Source organism: Gluconobacter cadivus, from assembly GCF_015244745.1.
GTDB classification, from domain to species: Bacteria; Pseudomonadota; Alphaproteobacteria; order Acetobacterales; family Acetobacteraceae; genus Gluconobacter; species Gluconobacter cadivus.
This window is the reverse complement of the sequence record NZ_JABCQI010000001.1, coordinates 609,502-629,431: the sequence shown is the minus strand read 5'-3', so window position 1 is coordinate 629,431 and position 19,930 is coordinate 609,502. Positions and strand designations below refer to the sequence as shown.

Below are 19,930 nucleotides of genomic sequence, written 5' to 3'. Positions count from 1 at the left end.
GCGGGATCTTTAGCATTTTCGGCGGACTTTATACGGGCCATGAGACGAACTCCGAAAGGGGACGGAATCGTCATTGGTCCAGAATTGGTCCAAAATCGCTACTTAATTTTTTAGCTCTGGCGCCCGATATAGCTTTAATCTGCTGATATCATTACCAAAAATTTGGTGTCCCGTACGGGATTCGAACCCGTGTTGCCGCCGTGAAAGGGCAGTGTCCTAGGCCTCTAGACGAACGGGACTGGAGGCGTGAGCGGGTGTATAGAAGGGGTTTCGGGGGGCGTCAAGCGGCTGTTGCGTCGGAAATGAAAAAAGATAGATTTTTTCGCTCCTGCCATGTTTCGGCGCGCAATGTGCCTGCGACATGAAGCAGGGGCATGGCGCGGTCTTCCAGCAGGGGGGCGAAGGGTTTGTCGCCCGCACGGAAGATCAAACCCCGCAGGCGGGTGTTTCCGTCCTCGCCCTGCAGGATGACGCGGAGCGTGTTGCCGTCTTTGCCGATCCGTTCGCTTTTGACGCAGCGGACATTGCTGATGGCGAGGACCGGTTCTTCATTGCCGGGGCCGAAAGGTTCCAGTCGGGCGAGCTGATCGGCGACGGCGATGGAGGCTCCGGCCAGTGTCATGATGCCGTCGAGTTTCAGCGCGTCCTGTTTGGGCAACGCCAGTGCCGTGGAGAGCTGGGCGTTCAGGGCGGCGTGAAACTCCTCGGCGCGGTCTGTGGCAAGGGAGAACCCGGCGGCCATGGCGTGTCCGCCGCCTGTGAGGAGGAGGCCGTTCTGGCGGGCGGCGATGATGGCGGTTCCGAGGTCCAGTCCGGGAACCGAGCGGGCTGAGCCTTTGATGATGCCATCGGTCAGGGCGGCGACGAGGGCGGGGCGATTGTAGCGCTCTTTCAGGCGGCCAGCGACGATGCCGACGACACCGGGGTGCCAGTTTTCACCGTGCAGAAAGATGACGGCGTGGCCCGCATCAAGCTGCTGCTGGGCCTGTTCCATGGCGGAGTCGAGGATTGTGGATTCGACGGTCTGGCGCTGGCGGTTGACGCGATCGAGTTGCTCCGCGAGGGCGCGGGCTTCCACGACGTCTTCGGACAGCAGGAGTTTCAAGCCCAGATCCGCCTGTGCGATGCGGCCTCCGGCATTGATTCGCGGGCCGAGGGCGAAGCCGCAGGCCATGGCGCTGGCTTCTTCCTTCACGCCTGCGACGGAAGACAGCGTGGCCAGTCCGAGGCGCTCTCCGCGTGACATGACGCGCAGACCCTGCATGACCAGTGCGCGGTTCAGGCCGGTCAGGGGCATGACGTCGCAGATGGTGGCCAGCGCCGTGAGGTCGAGGCGCTGGAGCAGGTCGGGGATGGCCTGCCCGTCGCCGAACCAGTTGGTGCGGCGCAGGAGGCGGATCGTGGCGACCATGGTGAGGAAGGCGACGGCGGTGGCGCAGATGTTGTTCAGGCCCGACGCGCAGTCCAGCCGGTTCGGGTTGACCACGATGCCTTTTGGCAGGGCGGCTCCGTCGGGTTTGTGATGGTCGAGAACGATAATGTCGGCACGGTCTGTCAGGCCGTTGAGGATGTCGATCGCAGCTGTGCCGCAGTCGATGCAGACCAGCAGGGTCGCACCTTGTGACAGCAGGTTCTCAAGGGCTGCGGTGTTGGGGCCGTAGCCTTCGGTCAGGCGGTCGGGGATGTGGGTGCTGACGGTGCAGCCGAGTTCGCGCAGCGTGTCGCAGACGAGGGCTGTGCCGCAGGCGCCGTCCACGTCGTAGTCGCCGAACAGGCCGACATGCTCGTGGTTGCGGACGGCCTGTGCGAGACGTTCGGCGGCCCGGTCCATGTCCTGCAGGCAGGAGGGGTCGGGCATGGCGTCGCGCAGGCGGGGATTGAGAAACGAAGAGGCGTCGTGGGGTGCGACGCCTCGTGCCGAGAGGATACGGGCCAGAAGTTCAGGAATATTGGCCTGCTGGGCGAGAGCGAGAGCCAGCCGGTTGTCTGCTTCCGCCAGTCTGGGATCGCGCCAGATCCAGCGGCGGTTTCCTGCACTTCGGGTTACGCCGAGGACGGCGCCCGTATCGTCTGCGAGCATGGTTCTCCGTTCAGGACGCGGGTTCTGCCTGTGGTTTGAAGCTGTGATGGCTCTCTATATAGCGCACCGTGCGGGATTTTGAACGCATCACGATGGAATGCGTGCGGGCACGGGTCGCGCTCGGACGTTCCACGCCCTTCAGGAGCGGGCCGGACGTGACGCCTGTTGCGGAGAACAGGACGTTGCCGGCGGCCATATCGTGCAGGTAGAGCTTGCGGGCCGGGTCGAGGCCGTTCGCCATTTCGCGGGCGCGCTGACGCTGGGTGTCGTCTTCGAACAGGAGGCGGCCCTGCATCTGGCCTTCCATACAGCGGATGGCTGCGGCGGCCAGAACGCCTTCGGGCGCGCCACCGGAACCGGCGTACAGATCCACACCGCCGCCGTCCACGCAGGTTGCGATGGCGGCTGCGACGTCGCCGTCGCTGAGGAGCATGACGCGGGCACCGGCTTCGCGGGCATAGGCGATCAGCTCTTCATGTCTTTCACGGTCAAGCGCGCACAGGACCATGTCCGACACGTTACGCTTTTTGGCCTTGGCCAGCGAGCGGAGATTGTTGCCAATCGAGGCGTCCAGATCCACCACGCCTTCCGGAAGGTCCGGGCCGACGACGATTTTTTCCATGTAGATGTCAGGCGCGTGGAGAAACTTGCCGCGCTCGGCCAACGCCACGACCGTCAGGGCGTTCGGCAGGCTCTTGGCGCAGAGATTCGTGCCTTCGAGCGGATCGACCGCGATGTCCATCGCAGGGCCGCCGGAGCCGACTTTCTCGCCGATATAGAGCATCGGGGCTTCGTCCATCTCGCCTTCGCCGATGGTGACGATGCCGTCGATGGCGACGGTGTCGAAGGCGGCGCGCATGGCCTGTACGGCTGCGCCGTCCGCCTCGTTCTTCTGGCCGCGACCGGTCCAGTGTGCGGAAGCGATTGCGGCCGCTTCCGTCACGCGGACGAGCTCAAGGGCAAGGTTGCGGTCAGTGACGCGATAGGGGGGGATGTTCTGAGGGTCGATCACGCAAGGGGATCCTCGATTTTGAGCACAAGCGGCTTTCCGGTCACGACAGGAAGGACGGCGAGTGCTGTTGCGGCTGCATGAATGGCTTTTTCAGGAACCTGATGGGTGATGATTGTCAGGTCGGCGCATCCGGTTGCAGCATCATGCTGGGAAACAAAGTGAACGGAGACATCGTGGTCCCGGAGAACCGATGTCAGCTCTGCCATTACGCCCGGACGGTCCTGAACGTTTAGACGTAAATAGAAAGCGCTGTTCAAATCAGCGAGACTGGCGCAGTCGGCAGCGGGTGAAACGGAAGCTGTGCCCCACACCGGAATGGCGGTTCCCCGCGCCAGATCGATCAGATCGGCGACGACGGCGCTGGCGGTCGGGCCTTCGCCCGCGCCACGACCGGAGATGGTCATTGGACCGCTGAAGACTCCCTGCGTGGAGACGGCGTTGAACACGCCATCGACGGCGGCGATGGGGGCTTTGGTAGGAACGAGGCAGGGCCGGACCCATGCTGCGACGCTGCCGTTTTCAGCCTGCCGGGCCATGCCGAGGAGCTTGATGCGGTATCCGAGTTCGTCGGCGAACTTCAGATCGGTCGCGGTGATGTCGCGGATACCCTGAACGGAGAGCGTCTTGAACGCGATGGGGCGGAAGGCGAGACCGGCCAGAATGGCGAGTTTGTGGGCCGTGTCCCAGCCATCCACATCCGTGGAGGGTTCGGCTTCGGCATAGCCCTTGGCCTGCGCTTCGGTCAGGACGTCCGTGAAGTCCCGGCCTGTGGCGCGCATTTCAGTCAGGATGTAGTTGCAGGTCCCGTTCAGGATGCCGCCGACGCTGAGGAGGCGGTCTGCGGCCAGACCTTCGCGCACGAGCTTGATGGCGGGAATGCCGCCCGCCACAGCCGCCTCGAACAGGAGGGGGGCGTTCTTTTCCGAAGACAGGTGGCTGAGGCTGTCGCCATGCAGGGCCACGAGGGCCTTGTTGGCGGTCACGACCGGCAGCCCGCGTTCGAGCGCGGTGCGGACCATGTCATGCGCCGGACCTTCGGAGCCGCCGATGAGCTCGACGGCGACGTCGATCTCCGGGTCCTGCGCCACGGCGGTGGCACTGCCGTGCCAGCGCATGGCGGACAGGTCGGCGCCACGGTCGCGCGTGCGGTCACGGGCCGTGATGGCCACGACTTCGATCGGCCGACCGGCCCGGGCGGTAATCAGGTCAGCGTTCTCACGCAGGAGACGAATGACACCGATCCCGACAGTTCCAAGTCCAGCCAGTCCGATCCGCAGTGGTTTCACGATGATGCAGCTCCAAGAAGGTCAGCGGTTCCGGCCCCGGCGCCGTGCCGGGTCATGAAGCTCTTGATGGCCCGCGTCGCCTGACGCAGCCGCTGGGTGTTTTCGACAAGTCCGATCCGGACAAAGCCCTCGCCGTATTCCCCGAATCCGAGGCCGGGTGCAACCGCAACCCCGGCTTCCTTGAGCAGGAGTTTGGAGAAGGCGACGCTGCCCATTTCGGCGAAGGCGGGGGGAATGGGGGCCCAGGCGAACATTGAGCCTGCGGGCACGGGTACGTCCCATCCGGCGCTCTGAAGGCCACGCAGGAGAACATCCCGGCGGTCTTTGTACATGGCGCGGATTTCCGAAACATAGTCCTGCGGGCCGTTCAGTGCGGCGACGGAGGCGACCTGAATGGGCGTGAAGGCGCCATAGTCCAGATAGGATTTGATGCGTGTCAGGGCCTGAATCAGCTTCGGATTGCCGACCGCGAAACCCATGCGCCAGCCCGCCATGGAGTAGGTCTTGGACATGGACGTGAACTCGACGGCCACGTCCTTGGCACCCGGAACGGCGAGGAGGGACGGCGGCGGTTCGTTCTCGTTGAAATAGATTTCCGCGTAAGCCAGATCGGACAGGATCCAGATGTTTTCCCGGCGCGCGAAGGCCACAAGCTCCTTGTAGAAATCGAGGTTCGCAACGAAGGCCGTTGGGTTGGACGGGAAGTTGACGATCAGCGCCGTCGGCTTGGGCACCGAATGGCGGACGGCGCGGTCCAGAGCGCGGAGCATGTCCTCGTCCGGCGTGGCCGGGATCGAGCGGACGGAGGCTCCGGCGATGATGAAGCCGAACTGATGGATCGGGTAGGACGGGTTCGGGACGAGGATCGTGTCGCCGGGGCTCGTGATGGCGGCGGAGAGGTTCGCCAGCCCTTCCTTGGAGCCCAGCGTTGCGATGACCTCGGTTTCCGGGTCCAGCGAGACGTTGAAGCGGCGTTCGTAATAGTTCGCCATGGCTTTGCGTAAGCCCGGAATGCCGCGGCTGACGGAATAGCCATGCGCGCGCGGATTGCCGACCGTCTCGATCAGTTTCTGCACGACATGCGCGGGTGGTGCGCTGTCGGGGTTGCCCATGCCCAGATCAATGATGTCGTCACCGGCGGCTCGCGCGGCGGCCTTGGCCTTGTTCACTTCAGCGAACACGTAGGGCGGCAGGCGGCGGATGCGGTGGAACTCTTCGGTCATGACCAGCTCTGGGGCAGAGGGTGAAAGGGAGAGGCGACGATAGACAGGTTTTTTCAGGAGTGGAACAGTCTGACTGTGACAGATCTCACAATGTGTCTTTCGGCCTCTCGGTTCAGCCCCCTGTTAGCCTCCGATCGTGACGCGCACGCCGTCGCCGATGGCCTCGGCCTTGAGGATGATGGCCGAGGCCGGGACGCCGCGTTCGATCAGGGCGCGTGCAACCACGCGGGCGCGGAGCAGGCCGAGGGCGATTTCCCGGTTCTGATCCGCAGGGGCAAGAGCGGCGTCCGCGCTCATGAAAGCGCCGAAGCCCCGGATGGTCAGGGGGCGGTTGCCGCGCTGTGAGACGATATGCTGGTAATCGCCCTGAGGGTTGCCCATGACGTGGTCGGTGGCGGGCTGAAAGCGGATCAGGGTGCCTTCTGGTGTTGAGGTGTCGATATCCGGCTGGACGGGATCGCTCAGTAGGGCGTCACGCGGGAGGTCGAACCCCGGAAACTGCGGCGGTGGGGGCGGGAGGTCTCCGATTTTCGGAAATTCGCCCGGAGGGGTTGGCGGGATGGATTTGGCCACCACGGGAGGAAGTTCGGCTTCCGGGGCGGGGGGCTGTGCCTGAACAGGGGGCTTCTTTGCCGGAGCCTGAGCTGGCGCAGGAGAGGCCGTGGAGGGTGTGTCGGGTGCCGGGTTGATGGCCGACGGGCTTTCGGGCTCCGGCTGGCCAACGGTTGTCATGGTCATGCCGCTCTGTTCGGCGTTGGCGGTCGTCACGGCCGCCGGTGTAGGTTTGGGCGGCGGCGGGATGGTCGGCAGAGCGCCCTGAGCAGCACTTTCGCGCTGGGCGAGGTTGCGCTGCGCCTCAAGGCGGGTCGTCAGCGACAGGCGGGCTTCCGGGGTCGGGAGGTTCGGTGCCTGCGTGGGCGTGCGGCCGACATGGGGGTAAGGCAGGTTTTCCCCCGGCGGAGGCGCGCGCAATTTTGCGATTTCACCGCCTTCGAAGCCATGCCACCAGCCGGTGACGGTGTCGGTCATGTCCCGATGCTGGCAGGCCGTCAGAAGTGGCGCGGTCATCAGCAGGAGAAACGGGATTTTTCCCGCAGTTCTGCGTGTTGCCGCTGTCATGGGCTGCCTGCTGATCCCTGGGGCCACTGTGCCGTTCCTGCCGTCTTTGGAATGTCGAAATATGGCGGACACTAGCCGTTCGGAACGGGGATGGCGAGTGGTCCTGTCCACCTGAGACGGAAGGAGGACTTGGCACCGACGAAAACGAAGCGCAGGATAGGGGGTATGAAGATGCATGCTGGATCTGGAAACGATATGGATATCACCAGAATGAACCCGACCCGCCTGGATGACGAGCCGGATGCTCCGGAGCGCGAAACCCGCGAGGAAGACAACAAGACGTTGAACAGCCCGATCAGTGAGCTTGAAGGCCGTCTGTTCGATCAGCGGAAAGTTCTGATTTTCGGCGGTATCAACGACAAGATCGCCCGTGACGTGACGGGTCGTCTGCTGGCGCTGGCCGGAACGTCCGACAAGCCGATTGATGTCTATGTGAACTCGCCGGGCGGTCATGTGGAGAGTGGCGACACCATCCATGACATGATCCGCTTTGTGGATTCGATTGCGCCGATCAACATGATCGGGACCGGCTGGGTCGCCTCCGCTGGCGCGCTGATTTATGCGGCTGGCCGTCCCGAGCGGCGCGTCTGCCTGCCGAACACGCGCTTTCTGCTCCATCAGCCGATGGGCGGGGTGCGCGGTCCGGCCACGGATATCGACATCGAGGCACGCGAGATCATCAAGATGCGCGAGCGTCTGAACCGTCTTTTCGCCAGAGAAACCGGGCAGACCTACGAAAAGATCGCCAAAGATACGGACCGCAACTACTGGATGTCGGCGCAGGAAGCGATCGAATACGGGCTTGTGAACCGTATCATCAATTCTGCGACCGATCTGAAGTAAAACTACAAGCTCCAAGGGGCACGGCGTGTCTTCGGGCACGCCGCGAAGACCATCATGAAAAGTCTGGCCGAAATCTATTCCCATCTTCCCGACGCACCGTCGGAGAAGACGCTAGAGCGCGTTGATTACGAAGCGCGCCACTGGAGCAGCCCGATTCAGGGCCCGCTCAAGCCCGGTACGGAAGAACACAAGCGGGCTGTCGCTGCGATGTTCCGCGACACGTTCAATCCGTACAAGCCTTCCGTGATCGACTGGCCTGAACTTGATCCGGAGACGCTGCATCGCATCACGTCCCTGCCGATCTGGGATATTGCGGTTCAGACCGAGGGCAAGGCACGTCTGCGGATGGCCGCTTATGCGGACATGATCACCGATCCGGACATGAAAGACGCGCTTTCGCGGAATGCGTGGGAAGAGAACCGGCACAAGGAAGTTCTGTCCAAGCTGGTCGAGGCCTACAAGATTCCGATGGCACCAGAGCCTCCGTACATCACGCCGAAAGACACGGAATGGGCCTATCTGGTCACGGGTTTTTCGGAATGTGTGGACAGCTTCTTTGCGTTCGGACTGTTTGCCCTCGCCGAGCGGGCCGGGCTGTTCCCGCAGGAACTGATCGAGACGTTCGAGCCGGTGATGCAGGAAGAATGCCGCCATATCCTGCTGTTTGCGAACTGGCTGGCCTGGCATCGGGCGACCATGCCGGTGTGGAAGCGGCCTTGGTTTGAGCTGCGTGTGATCGGGGTGTGGCTGTTCCTCGCCTATGAGCGCATGGGGCTGGCCCGCTCGATTGACGACAATGGCGAAGAACACACTCAGGACAACAATTTTACCGTCACGGGTGCCAAGGACATGACGGCCATGGACGTCAAGATTCCGGACCTCATGCAGCTCTGTCTGGATGAGAATGACCGTCGTTTTGCAGGCTATGATCCGCGGCTGATGCGTCCGACGACGACCCCGGCGATTGCACGCGCGATCATCAAGGGTGCGAAGCTCTGGGATCGGGTCCGCAACCGGGTTGCGGCCTGAGCGGTCCTTTTCGCAAGAGACGCAGGCAATAAAAAAGGGCTCCGTTACGGGAGCCCTTTTTCGTTTCAGTCTTCCGAAGCGCCGTCTGCGTCGGGTTCGGGGTCCGTCATCAGAGCGTCGGCGAGAACACCGGCTTCGGCACGGATGCGCCGTTCGATTTCGGAGGCCATTTCCGGATGGTCGCGCAGGAACTGCTTGGCATTCTCACGTCCCTGACCGATCCGCTGGCTGTCGAAAGAGAACCATGCGCCCGATTTCTCGACGATGTTGCCCTTTACACCCAGATCGAGCAGTTCGCCCATCTTGCTGATGCCTTCGCCATACATGATGTCGAACTCGACCTGACGGAACGGGGGGGCCATCTTGTTCTTGACGACCTTGACGCGGGTCTGGTTGCCGACAACCTCGTCCTTGTCCTTGATGGAGCCGATGCGGCGGATATCGAGGCGGATGGAGGAGTAGAACTTCAGGGCGTTGCCGCCCGTGGTCGTCTCCGGATTGCCGAACATCACGCCGATTTTCATACGGATCTGGTTCAGGAAGATCACGAGCGTGTTGGAGCGCGAGACCGTTCCCGTCAGCTTGCGCAGAGCCTGGCTCATGAGGCGGGCATGCAGACCCACATGGCTGTCGCCCATGTCGCCTTCAAGCTCGGCGCGCGGGACGAGAGCCGCAACGGAGTCCACGACGAGAACGTCCACGGCGCCGGAACGGACGAGCGTATCGGCGATTTCCAGAGCCTGTTCGCCGGCATCCGGCTGGCTCAGGAGAAGATCGTCGATATTGACGCCGAGTTTGCGGGCGTAGCCGGGGTCAAGGGCATGTTCGGCATCGATGAAGGCGACGGTGCCGCCCTTCTTCTGGGCTTCGGCCAGAACATGCAGGGCAAGTGTGGTCTTGCCCGAGCTTTCCGGGCCATAGATTTCGACAATGCGGCCGCGGGGCATGCCGCCGATCCCAAGCGCAATATCCAGCCCGATGGAGCCGGTGGAAATCACATTCGTTTCCACTTTTGGCCGTTGGCCCATGCGCATGATCGAGCCCTTGCCGAAAGCACGCTCAATCTGGCTGAGTGCGCCTTCAAGCGCCTTGGTCTTGTCCATTCAATCCTCGCAATAGGTTCGGGCTGGCGTTTGGAAACCACGATAGACCGGGCAGTCATTCTCGCAAAGTGCCATGTCAGTCATGGCTGTCGCCTGCCTGTGTTCGCAAATGTTCTTCTGGGAGGCATATCATGTCTGCACCCTGTGACGCCAAGGGGAAGACAGGCTTTGGTGGAAGATTTTTTTCCTGTGCGAGGGGCAGGCTTACCTCAAGGGGGCGGAAAGGCCTGCGGGGCGTTTGAGTTTCCACACATAAGCGATGATGGCCGCGACAACCTTGAAGTGCTCGGCCGGGATCTCGCTTTCCAGCGGGAGGGTGAAGAGGGCACGGGCCAGAGGCGGATTGGCGACGATCGGGACGCGGTTGTCCTGTGCGATTTCCCTGATTCTGGCGGCGACGTCATCCATGCCTTTGGCTACGATTTTCGGAGCGCCACCTTTGCCTTTTTCATAGACAAGAGCGACTGCGTAGTGCGTCGGGTTGGTGACGACTACAGTGGCTGTCTTGACGGCGGCCATCATGCGTTGTCTGGCGGCTTTGGCTCGCAAGGCCTTCTGTCGGCCTTTCACATGCGGATCGCCTTCCGCATTTCGATATTCGTCCTTGAGGTCTTCGCGGCTCATTTTCAGCTTGGACATATGGCGAAAGCGCATCCAGAAAAGATCGAAGCCCGCGATTACCAGTTGTGCGCCGATCATCGAGGCCGCGGCACTGAATCCGAGATCCGTCATCATTTTCAGGAGGGGGCCGGGTTCCAATCCGACCATGCGTGACGCGGTTGGAATGGCGTTTTTACTGATATGCCAAAGAACTACGGCGAAGATTGCGAATTTTGCGAGGGCCTTGAACGTGTCCGGCAGGGTTCCGCCACCTGCGATGCGCTTGAAGCCGGCGAGGGGAGAGACCCGTTCGAGTTTGGGGAGCAATGAGCCGGGGTGGATGAGAAAGCCCGTTTGCAGAAATCCGGCACCGAGACAGAAGGCGGCCACGGTGGCAGCTAGGGGGACGGCCAAGGACAGGCCCGCTTCAATGGCGTGATTCGTACTGTTCAGCAAACCGCCCTGTGCCATCGGGACGGTGCCTGCATTGGCCATGAGGGCTTTCATGGTGTGGACAAAATCCGTCACGAGGTAGGGCAGGATCATGAAGATTCCCGCAAATCCTCCCAGAAGAGCCACGAAACTCATGGCCTCGCGGGACATGACGATCTGGCCGTCCTCGCGCGCTTTCTGGAGGCGGTGGGCTGACGGGGCTTCTGTTTTGTCGTCGGAGTCAGACATCGTTCAGAGGCCCGGAAGGGCCCGGAGGACGTCGAAGGCCTGTCCCTGCCAGATGGCGATCATGGTGCTGAGGGTGAGGCCGAGAAGGGCGATGCCGCCCAGAAGTTGCAGGGGACTGGCGGCGTTGTAGATCTGTAGCGTCGGCAGAAGGCGCGTCATGATGCCCAGCATGCCTTGCCAGACAAGGGACAGGATCAGGAAAGGGGCGCTGAGTTCCAGCCCCAGAGCGAAGCTGTGTTCCGTGAGCTGGATGACACCCTGTGCTGAGTCCCCCAGCAGATTCCAGTGCGCATGTGTGTTGGTCAGGAGCAGCGTGCCACCGGGAGGGATGAGGGTATAGCTGCCGAGGATGGCGCGGATGGGTAGGATATAAGCACCCGTCACGAGCAGCACGAGCGGCGCCAGTAGGTTGAGGAAACGGGCAGGAGCGGAACTGCCGGACCCGAGATCCGGATCGGGCTGAAGGACGCTGGAAATGCCCATACAGACTGCAATGATCTGACCCGCAATTGGCAGGGCCATGCAGATCAGTCGGGCCATCCAGCCGATCAGAACCCCCGCGAAAAGTTCGACGGCGATCATGCCGCACAGGGCGACAGGCGCGAGTGCGTCCAGATGTGTCTGCATGAGCAAAGGGGCGACGAGCGGAAGGAGCAGGACCGTCAGCGTGATGGCGCATCCAGCACGGATCATCATGGGCATGGACTGTTCGCCAATGCCGGGCATGAGCATGACAACTCCGCCGGTGCGGGAAAGAACCAGAACGAAAGCGAGCGCCCAGACGCTCAGAACCGGACCGCTGAGATCAAGACCCTGAAGCGCTATAGGGGCTGCTGTATTGGCAAGACCCGTGTTCACAGGACGGTTTCTTTGAGTGCGCGCATGTCAGTCAAATCCGGGTCTGAAAGGCGGCAGCCTCAGGTCGTGCCGACGAGAATGAGCTGATCGAAAAGCTGTCGGGCAAAACCGATGAGCGTCGCGGTCATGAAGGACCCTGCCATCACCATGACGGCCCCGATGGCGAGAACCTTTGGAACAAAGGACAGCGTGGCTTCATTGAGCTGCGTTACGGCCTGGACCAGGGAGACCAGAAGGCCGACGCCAAGCGCGGTCAGGAGGGCGGGGGCGCTCAGTTTGAGGGCAACGATGAACGTCTGCTCCAGAATGGCGCCCAGATCGATGGCCTGCATGGTCAGATCGTCATTTTCATCACGTCCTGATACGCCTGCACCATGCGGTCGCGGATCACGGTCGTGGTCTGCAGGGCAAGCTGTGCGTTTGAAATGGCGGTGACGATCTGGGTCATGTCGCCACCGCCTGTGAGGCCTTGCGCTGCCTTGGCTTCGGCATCATGGCCGCTGTCGATTACGCTGTTGACGGACTGCGAGAGGACGGATCCAAAATCTGTGCCCGAACTGCTGCTGCCTGCTGTGGATGGAGTGCGAAGGCCGTCCGCAATATCGTCTGTCACGCCTTCAAGGCGGCTCTGGAGGCTCTGGACGGCGTAGGCGTTATGGGCGTGGGAAAGGGAGGTGAGCATTTGTGTTACTTCAGCAGGTCGAGTGTGCGGGACAGCATGGTCCGGCTGCTCTGCATGGCGTTCAGGTTGGCTTCGTAAGAGCGCTCGGCTTCGCGCATGTCCATCATCTCGGTCATGGAATCCACGTTGGAAACCTTGACGTAGCCGCGCTCATCGGCGGCGGGATGGGACGGGTCGTAACGGGTGTCGAAATCCGACATGTCCTGACCGATGTTCTGGACGCCGACGGTCGAGGCACCGCTTTCGTTGTCCACCTGTTCGGCAAAGGTGATGGTTTTGCGGCGATAGGGATCAGCGCCCGGCTGGGAGCCGGTCGTATCCTGATTGGCGAGGTTTTCCGCAACAATACGCAGGCGCTGGGACTGTGCGTCCATGCCGCTTGCGGAAATACCGATGGTGGTGGACAGGTTCATCCGTCAGCGTCCTTTATTTGCCGAGCGCTGTCTGGAACATGCTCAGATATTTGGAATAGACGTTTACAGCGAGGTGCTGCTGGTCGTTCACATCCGCGACCTGTTCCATCTGCTGGTCCAGTGAGATCTGGTTTCCGTCCAGAGACTGTTCCGACGACGTTTCGATGACGTGCGCGCCAGAGGCGGTGTATCCGATATGATTGGGCTGCGTGATGGTTGGTGTGATGTCGAATTCGCCCAGAGCGGCTTCGAACGGGGAGACGTCTTTGGCCTGATAGTCCGGCGTATCGGAATTGGCGATGTTGCCAGCCAGAACCTGCTGACGGGCCTGAAGCCAGTTCATGCGGTCACGGCCCAGAGAAAAGAGGTCGGTGCCGCCTGCGCTTGTTGAGTCGATGTTACGCATCGCGACAGTCTCCGTCATGCAGGAACCGGGAAAATGCCGGCGAGGGGCATGATGGCGTGAAATCTTTAATAAATGGTTGCCTGAGCCGCAGATTCGGGAGTGGGCGACCGATATGCATCGCCTGTTTTGAGGAGTGCCGTCCGCCTCCTGCGTGAAATTCGTCGTCAATTAAGCGGTCATTAACTGATCTTGGGCATCATGCCGGGGAATGAGGATGACTGACCTATGACCCTGCATGAATGCGCGAACGCGATTGCCGCGCTGATTTTTATTGTTGTGCTGATTTTCTGTAGCCGGCCCCTGTTGCGGTTTCTGGAGCAGAAAAAAAATGGCGCGCGGGGCGGGCAAGCTGGGTTGTCGCTTGTGGGGCAGATGGCACTTGACCGGACGCGGCGCCTTTCGGTTGTGCGGTATGGCACGCGGGAAGTTCTGGTTCTGACGGGGGGCAATCAGGACATCCTGATGGACTGGACGGAGCGGGAGACGTTTGCTTCGGCGCTGGATGACTCCGCTGTGGAGGACGTGGCGTGAGGCAGGCTCTGATGCGGTTTGGAGCCTTTTTGCCGTTTGTGATGCTGCTGACGTGTGTGTGTGTGCCGTCGCTGGCGCATGCGCAGTCCGTGAGCATTGATCTGGGGCAGAACGGAGCGACGGGGGGAGCTGGGACGACCAGTCGCCTGGTGCAGCTTACGGCGCTGATTACGGTTCTCTCTCTGGCGCCGAGCCTGCTGGTGATGATTACGGCGTTTACACGGATCGTGATTGTTCTGTCGCTGTTGCGCAGTGCGCTTGGCGCGCAGGGGACGCCGCCTAATACGGTGCTGATCGGGCTGTCGCTGTTTCTGACACTGTTCGTGATGCAGCCGACGCTTCAGAAGTCGTGGGATGCGGGGATCGAGCCGATGATGGCGGGGCGTGTTGGGGAAATGGAGGGGCTGACGGCGGCGGCCCAGCCGTTTCACGATTTCATGGCGGTGACGGCGCGGCCTGCGGATGTGGCGACGTTCCTCAATATTGCGCATGAGAAACCGCCTGCGAAGATTGGCGATACGCCCTGGCGTGTGCTGGTGCCGGCCTTCATGATCGGGGAGTTGCGGCGCGGTTTTGAGATGGGATTTCTGCTCTATCTACCGTTTCTGGTCATCGATCTGGTGGTGTCCAGCGTGTTGATGAGCCTTGGCATGATGATGCTGCCGCCGAGTACCGTGTCGCTTCCGTTCAAGCTGATCTTTTTCGTGGTCGTTGACGGATGGTCACTGGTCGCGGGAAGTCTGGTGCGAAGTTTTACCGGATAGGATCCGGAGATGAAAAAGCCCCGCCGGTTCAACAATCGGCGGGGCTTTTTTGTTAGTGGGTGCTGTCGTTTGTGGTGCCTGCCGCGAGGCCTGCGGCGCGGGGGTCGGTGACGCCGTGGCACGAATCGTCGCCGTGGCAGACAATCGCGTTGATGCGACCGGCGCCTTCATGGGGGATCGGGGCGTCATGGGCGGCGGCGCGGGCCGCGTCTCCGACGGCGTCTGCGGCTTCATTTTGCCCTGAAGCGGCGATGACGGCGCGCAGGCTGCGCTGGTCACGCAGGATTGCAGCGGAGAGCAGGGGCTGTGGGGTCCGGGCCGGGGAAGCACTGAGGACAACGCCGGTGCTGCCAGCGATACGGCCTGTTCCAAACAGGTTATTTTCACTCAGGGCGCAGGCGACCGCCATGCCCGAATGGTCGGTCACGACGAAGGACGTCGAAGCCGGAAGGGACGGCAGACTGCCGTTGCCGGAATGGCCGCTGTCGAGGGCGGCCTGAGCGGCGGCGAGGGTCGTGTTACCCGAGGCGCGCCATGCGGCGACAGCGCCCTGTGCCGAGGCGCCCGTCGTGTATCGGATCGCCGCGCCGAGGCCGCCATCGGCGGGCGGGGCGAGGAACGCGGCGTTTATGCCACCCTGACGGGCCGTCAGGGCGTCCGTCTGGACGGGGAGGGTCTGCCGCATGTCGTCGTCGTTCAGGCCGCCGCCCGCTTTCTGGGCTGCGGTGACGTAAACGTCGGCGAGGGCGCCGTTATAGAGATCGCCGACGCCGGCGACGCGGATGCGTTCGAGGAAGCCTGCGAGACGGGGCTGGGCCAGACTGTCGCCGGCGGCGAGCGTGTTGGCTTCGCCGCGTCCGAAAATGGCGCGCGCATTTTCATCCGCGAGAAGGGCCGTGTGGACGGCGGCCAGATCGGTTGCCAGGGCGCGGCTGACGGTGATGCCAGTGCTGGCGAGGTTCAGGGCCGGGGCGATCAGATCGTTGAACTCGACCGTGCCGAAATGGAGCTGCATCAGATACAGGCCGCGGAAGCTGGCAGGCGTACCGGCCGGGCGGTCGGCGCCTTTGCTGGTGCCGGGGTGGGGCAGGAAGGAAATGGACTGCGCCGCTTCGCCGGGGCGGCTGATCAGGCACGCGCCGCCGCCGCCATAGGAGGCGCGGGAGGGCAGGGTAACGCCGAGGGCGAGGGCCGTGGCGGTTGCGGCATCGGCAGCGTTGCCGCCGCGGGCCAGCACGTCATGGCCGACCAGCGCGGCTTGGGGCTCGTCGGCGACGACCGTGCCGATGCTGCCGCCTGCGGGGGCGGCTGTTTCGCTGATGCCCACGAGATGGGAGCCCGGGATCCACGAGCAGGCGCCCAGAAGGAGGCCCGAGGCTACCGAGGCCATCAGTGAGGCCGGGAGACGGGACGCGATGCGACGGGTCTGTGTGGCGTCCGGGGTGGAAATCTGGTGCTGACGATGCGCCACCTGGCGTTTCTCCAATGTCTGGTCACGACTGTCCGGCCTCGTGGCCTTTGCGGAGGACGGGCGCGGGCAGACGGGTCTGCGCCGTGGGTCCGGTTCCGGCTCTTGTTCCCTCATAACGGCAATCTGCGGTTTGTGGGAGGGGCGAGTTGGTGTCTTCTCTTTGCGGTGGACGTTCTTTATGGCGTATGGATCAGACATTCTGTCTTTCTTTCAGCTGATCCGGAGCTTTCCATTGAAACACCATCTGCTTGCCACGGCGTCTGCTGTTGTTGCCGGAATGGCCTTTCTTGTGGGCGGACAGGCTCTGGCGGCTCCGGCCACGTCTTTCACGCCAGCCCAGCGCGCCGAGATTGTCGGCATCATGCGCGACGCATTGCAGAACGACCCGAGCATTCTGACGGATGCTATTCGCTCGATCCGTGAAAAGGCCGAGGAGCAGAAGCAGGATTCGACGCTTGCAGCTGTGAAGGCGCATCAGTCCGAGCTTCAGAGCGCTCCTGACTTTGCCATCCGGGGCAATCCGCATGGGAAGATCACGGTTGTGGAGTTCTACGATCCGCGCTGTTCGTATTGCCGGTCCATGATGGGCGAGGTGGATCGTTTCCTGGCCCGTCATCCGGACGTGCGGCTTGTTGAGAAAGTCGTGCCGGTTCTGGGGAGCAACAGCGTTCTGGATACGCGGGCCATTTTCGCGGCCAGTGCGCAGGGTAAATATGACGTCATGCGCAAGGCGCTGATGGAAGACACCACCAAGCCCAGCATGGAGCGGATCGTCGCTCTGGCGCAGGCCAATGGTCTGGATGCGAAGAAGCTGACGGCGGATATGAGCTCGCCCCAGACCGTGGCGCTGATCACGACCAATCTGGATCAGGGACGCGCGGTTGGTCTGGATGGGACGCCGACCTTCATTTTTGGTACGGCGGCTGTCGCGCCGGGGGCGCTTGAGGCAGATCAGATGGATGCGTTTCTGGAGCGTGCGCGTAAAGCCTGAGGGTTTGGGTACGAGAAATCCTTGCTGAAAAGTTAAAAACGGCTGGTGTTTTTAACGTTCGCGAAGGGAGACTTCGTGAACGTTAAAGGAACTCGTGCGGAACCGGTTTTCCGGGGTTTGGCAAGCGCGTATTTGCCGGTATGGTTTTCCTGTTTTCGTGAAACGGCGTTCTTCTGATCCTGACGAAGTCGTTTCGGATTTTTGACGTGCTCCACTGGTATGATGGTGTATGAAAGACGACAGACAGTCCGGCGCGGGGAGCAGCGCTGGTGGGGAACGGGGATCCGGGGTTTCTGGCGCAGCAGGGTGTCAGGACGGGCCCTGTGCTGAGGAGCCGGACCGGCGGCCTTCCGGGGGAACGCGCCTGAGACGGTGGTTCCGGCAATCGCTGGTGGTGCGATGGGCCGTCTTGAGCGTTTTTAACCGCAGCCGTTCCCCCGTTTTGAAAAAAGCCCTGTTTTTTCAGGCGACGCAGGTTCCGGCGTCTTTTCAGACTGCGTTCAACAGGGGGCAGCTGCGTTCCCTGAGGCTCCTTTTTCCCATTCATCTTCTGGCGCAGGCGGTGAGTGCGCCGGTGGTGGCGCTGGGTGTGTGGTCATCGAGCTGGTGGCTGGCCCTTTTCCTGTTTGTGGGGATCGAAGGCGCTTTACTACTCTGGTTTTTCCGGGTTCAGCCAAACATCAGAAGCATGCGGAGTTTTGCGGATTACGCGGCGATCCGCAGGGCGTTGCGGATGTTGAATGGGGCATTGGGGCTCGTCTGGTTCGTTTTCATTATTCTGGTGTTTCGGCTGCATTGTGAAGACATCCATCTTCTGACGCTTGGTGTGTGTTTTGGGCTGATGGCGCCCCTTCTGCTCTGTGCTCCGGTGAGTGGAGCCGTTGAGGCCATGGTTGTCCCGATCATCGCAGGGGCCTATGGGGCGCTGCTGGAGGGCTGTTTTTACCGGTCGGTCCTGTTTACGGCGTCGTTCTTTCTTATGGCGACGGTGTGCGGGCTTTTCGTTGTGGGGATCAGCCGGCTGGTGGGTGTTCTGTTGTGGCGGATGCAGATTGCGCGTCTGAAACAGCGGGAGCAGGCAGATATCCTGTCGCTTCTCACGCGGCGCTCTGCGGCACCGACCGGGCGCTGGCTCTGGGAGACGGACGAGGCGGGTGTTCTGCGCAACCCATCGGCGGGGCTTTGCCGGATTCTGGGGCGTGATGAAACGCAGATCGCGGGTAGGACGCTGGCAAGCCTGCTGGAGATACCCGCGGCCAGCTTTGATCAGTCTGGTTCGATCTCTTCAGAACGACATCTGGCGTATTGTCTGATGCATCGGCTGGCGTTTCGGGAACTGGTGGTTCGGGCCGTGGCCGGGTCAGACGCGCGTTGGTGGATGCTGACGGGAGAGCCGGTGTTCCGGGGCGGAGTGTTTCGGGGATATCTGGGAGTGGGCGCCGACGTGACGGCTCTCCAGCGTGTGCGGGAGCGGCATTTTCATCGCGTGCGGCATGATGCTCTGACCGGGTTGCCGAACCGGCTGGCCTGTCAGGAGCATCTTCAGAAAAGGCTTCTGGAGACGATGCGTGGCGCACAGGCGTTCGTGGTCGTTCTCATCTCGCTGGATGTCTCCAGTCTCGGGCGGCGGCGTGTGGTGACGCCGGACGAGGCTGCAGAGGTTCTTCAGAAGAGCCTTTCGCGACTGAAGGCCTGTCTTGCACGGAATGTCCCCGCCCATCTGAACGGCGCGGAGGGATGTTTCGTAGCGCGGTACGGCGCGATGGATCTGGCGGTTGTGACAGGAATTCCGGTCGAGCGGAAACGCCAGTTTCTTGAGGCGCTGGCGCTGGAAATTCTGTTGACGCTGAGCGGCGCTGTTAGCGTAGCCGGGGATGTTATCGACGTGGAGCCCGCAATTGGTATGGCGGTATCGACGACCGGTGACGGTGAGGTGCTGGTGGAGGCTGTCGAGACAGCGCTGCGGGATGCGCGGGGAGAGCGGGTCGGGCGTTACAGCATTTTTGATCCGTGCGAGGAGATGGCGGGAAGCCGTCAGCAGAGTCTGTTCAGGGATGTGCGTCAGGCTTTGCGGCAAAAAGCATTCGCGCTGGTGTATCAGCCCATCGTCAATGCCCAGACCGGAATGGTGATCGGATTTGAGGCGCTGTCCCGGTGGAAGGGGGCGGCGCACAAACATCTGTCGATCGAAAAGGTTATCGATACGATTGTCGAGACTGGGAGCGGGCTGGAGTTCGATTTCTGGGTTCTGGAGACAGCATGTCGGGCAGCGCGGCGCTGGCCGGTTCCATTATGGATTTCGGTCAACATGACGGCGACGCATTTTTCCCTTCCCGATATTGCGGGGCGTATTTTCCAGGTTTTGGCGCATACGGGGCTGGAGGCCCACCGGTTGCAGATCGAAGTGACGGAGACGCAGGCGCTTGAGGTGGGGCCCCGTGTACACCATGCTTTTCGCGAACTGGAATTCAGGGGTGTTGGAATTGCGCTGGATGATTTCGGCAAGGGATTTTCGACGCTGATGTATCTGCGACAGTTTCCGTTTTCCAAGATCAAGCTGGATGCGGCCTTCATTCAGGACATGTTGCAGGATGCGCGCAGTGCGGCGGTGGTGCGGAATGTGATTGCGCTGGGACGGGATCTTGGCGTCGCGGTAACGGCGGAGGGCGTCTCGTCGCCGGAGCATTGCCGCCATTTGCAGGAGCAGGGTTGTACGGAAGTTCAGGGGTTCTATCTGGGGCGCCCGGTTCCGGAGGAAGACGTACCGCTCTTCTGGGCGCGCCGGGTGGCGGATCTGTCCTGAAAAGATATGTGGAGACTGTGGATGGGAACGGCAGC

At 62.0% G+C, this 19,930-nt stretch carries 19 protein-coding genes and 1 tRNA gene; 6 read left to right on the top strand and 14 right to left on the bottom strand.

What is annotated here, in order from left to right; translation table 11 throughout:
* Window positions 1-163 precede the first annotated feature (163 nt).
* From HKD28_RS02910 to HKD28_RS02885, 6 genes are all read right to left on the bottom strand, one after another.
* Window positions 164-239, bottom strand: a tRNA-Glu gene (locus HKD28_RS02910).
* A 41-nt stretch (window positions 240-280) separates the two neighbouring features.
* On the bottom strand, window positions 281-2,080 hold the full coding sequence (gene recJ, locus HKD28_RS02905) for a single-stranded-DNA-specific exonuclease RecJ (RefSeq protein WP_194266767.1): 1,800 nt from the start codon (window positions 2,078-2,080) through the stop codon (window positions 281-283).
* Window positions 2,081-2,090: 10 nt separating this feature from the next.
* Entirely contained in the window at window positions 2,091-3,092 is a 1,002-nt protein-coding gene (gene glpX, locus HKD28_RS02900; RefSeq protein WP_194261782.1) for a class II fructose-bisphosphatase, read from the bottom strand.
* Window positions 3,089-4,378 (bottom strand): homoserine dehydrogenase, encoded by a 1,290-nt coding sequence (locus HKD28_RS02895; protein WP_194266766.1) that lies wholly within the window; start codon window positions 4,376-4,378, stop codon window positions 3,089-3,091. The genes glpX and HKD28_RS02895 overlap by 4 nt, the downstream gene beginning before the upstream one ends.
* Complete coding sequence (locus tag HKD28_RS02890; protein WP_099286197.1) at window positions 4,375-5,601, bottom strand: LL-diaminopimelate aminotransferase; 1,227 nt, start codon at window positions 5,599-5,601, stop codon at window positions 4,375-4,377. The genes HKD28_RS02895 and HKD28_RS02890 overlap by 4 nt, the downstream gene beginning before the upstream one ends.
* A gap of 123 nt (window positions 5,602-5,724) precedes the next feature.
* Window positions 5,725-6,720 (bottom strand): OmpA family protein, encoded by a 996-nt coding sequence (locus tag HKD28_RS02885; RefSeq protein ID WP_194266765.1) that lies wholly within the window; start codon window positions 6,718-6,720, stop codon window positions 5,725-5,727.
* Window positions 6,721-6,885: 165 nt separating this feature from the next.
* On the opposite strand from HKD28_RS02885, the gene HKD28_RS02880 reads away from it, so the two are divergent.
* Window positions 6,886-7,563 carry an ATP-dependent Clp protease proteolytic subunit gene (locus HKD28_RS02880; protein WP_194261786.1) on the top strand — a complete coding sequence of 226 codons (678 nt, stop codon included), beginning with the start codon at window positions 6,886-6,888 and terminating at the stop codon, window positions 7,561-7,563.
* 54 nt (window positions 7,564-7,617) lie between these two features.
* A complete protein-coding gene (locus HKD28_RS02875; RefSeq protein WP_194266764.1) occupies window positions 7,618-8,592 on the top strand; it encodes a ferritin family protein in 975 nt (324 codons plus the stop codon).
* Between the two features lie 65 nt (window positions 8,593-8,657).
* Here the strand turns inward: HKD28_RS02875 and recA are convergent, their stop codons facing one another.
* The 7 genes from recA to HKD28_RS02840 form a co-directional block, all read right to left on the bottom strand.
* Window positions 8,658-9,695, bottom strand: coding sequence for a recombinase RecA (recA, locus tag HKD28_RS02870; RefSeq protein WP_194261788.1), 1,038 nt, complete (start codon window positions 9,693-9,695; stop codon window positions 8,658-8,660).
* Window positions 9,696-9,899: 204 nt separating this feature from the next.
* Entirely contained in the window at window positions 9,900-10,976 is a 1,077-nt protein-coding gene (locus HKD28_RS02865; RefSeq protein ID WP_194266763.1) for an EscU/YscU/HrcU family type III secretion system export apparatus switch protein, read from the bottom strand.
* A 3-nt stretch (window positions 10,977-10,979) separates the two neighbouring features.
* The gene (locus HKD28_RS02860; RefSeq protein WP_328748830.1) at window positions 10,980-11,834 is read right to left on the bottom strand and encodes a flagellar biosynthetic protein FliR; all 855 of its coding nucleotides are present in this window, start codon (window positions 11,832-11,834) and stop codon (window positions 10,980-10,982) included.
* A 59-nt stretch (window positions 11,835-11,893) separates the two neighbouring features.
* Window positions 11,894-12,166 (bottom strand): flagellar biosynthetic protein FliQ, encoded by a 273-nt coding sequence (locus HKD28_RS02855; protein ID WP_194266762.1) that lies wholly within the window; start codon window positions 12,164-12,166, stop codon window positions 11,894-11,896.
* Window positions 12,167-12,168: 2 nt separating this feature from the next.
* Complete coding sequence (gene fliE / locus HKD28_RS02850) at window positions 12,169-12,516, bottom strand: flagellar hook-basal body complex protein FliE (RefSeq protein WP_194261791.1); 348 nt, start codon at window positions 12,514-12,516, stop codon at window positions 12,169-12,171.
* A 5-nt stretch (window positions 12,517-12,521) separates the two neighbouring features.
* On the bottom strand, window positions 12,522-12,929 hold the full coding sequence (gene flgC / locus HKD28_RS02845) for a flagellar basal body rod protein FlgC (RefSeq protein ID WP_194261792.1): 408 nt from the start codon (window positions 12,927-12,929) through the stop codon (window positions 12,522-12,524).
* Between the two features lie 13 nt (window positions 12,930-12,942).
* Window positions 12,943-13,335, bottom strand: a complete 393-nt coding sequence (locus HKD28_RS02840) for a flagellar basal body rod protein FlgB (RefSeq protein ID WP_194266761.1) — start codon at window positions 13,333-13,335, stop codon at window positions 12,943-12,945.
* A 225-nt stretch (window positions 13,336-13,560) separates the two neighbouring features.
* Between HKD28_RS02840 and HKD28_RS02835 the strand changes: the two genes are divergently transcribed.
* Together HKD28_RS02835 and fliP are read left to right on the top strand one after the other, a co-directional pair.
* Window positions 13,561-13,866 (top strand): flagellar biosynthetic protein FliO, encoded by a 306-nt coding sequence (locus HKD28_RS02835; protein ID WP_194266760.1) that lies wholly within the window; start codon window positions 13,561-13,563, stop codon window positions 13,864-13,866.
* 41 nt (window positions 13,867-13,907) lie between these two features.
* A complete protein-coding gene (gene fliP, locus HKD28_RS02830; protein ID WP_407925761.1) occupies window positions 13,908-14,630 on the top strand; it encodes a flagellar type III secretion system pore protein FliP in 723 nt (240 codons plus the stop codon).
* Window positions 14,631-14,682: 52 nt separating this feature from the next.
* Here fliP and HKD28_RS02825 read toward each other — a convergent pair whose 3' ends face one another.
* A complete protein-coding gene (locus HKD28_RS02825) occupies window positions 14,683-16,101 on the bottom strand; it encodes a gamma-glutamyltransferase (protein WP_194266759.1) in 1,419 nt (472 codons plus the stop codon).
* 232 nt (window positions 16,102-16,333) lie between these two features.
* Between HKD28_RS02825 and HKD28_RS02820 the strand changes: the two genes are divergently transcribed.
* Together HKD28_RS02820 and HKD28_RS02815 are read left to right on the top strand one after the other, a co-directional pair.
* Complete coding sequence (locus tag HKD28_RS02820; RefSeq protein ID WP_235993249.1) at window positions 16,334-17,092, top strand: DsbA family protein; 759 nt, start codon at window positions 16,334-16,336, stop codon at window positions 17,090-17,092.
* Between the two features lie 409 nt (window positions 17,093-17,501).
* Complete coding sequence (locus HKD28_RS02815; RefSeq protein WP_194266757.1) at window positions 17,502-19,895, top strand: putative bifunctional diguanylate cyclase/phosphodiesterase; 2,394 nt, start codon at window positions 17,502-17,504, stop codon at window positions 19,893-19,895.
* Window positions 19,896-19,930 lie beyond the last annotated feature (35 nt).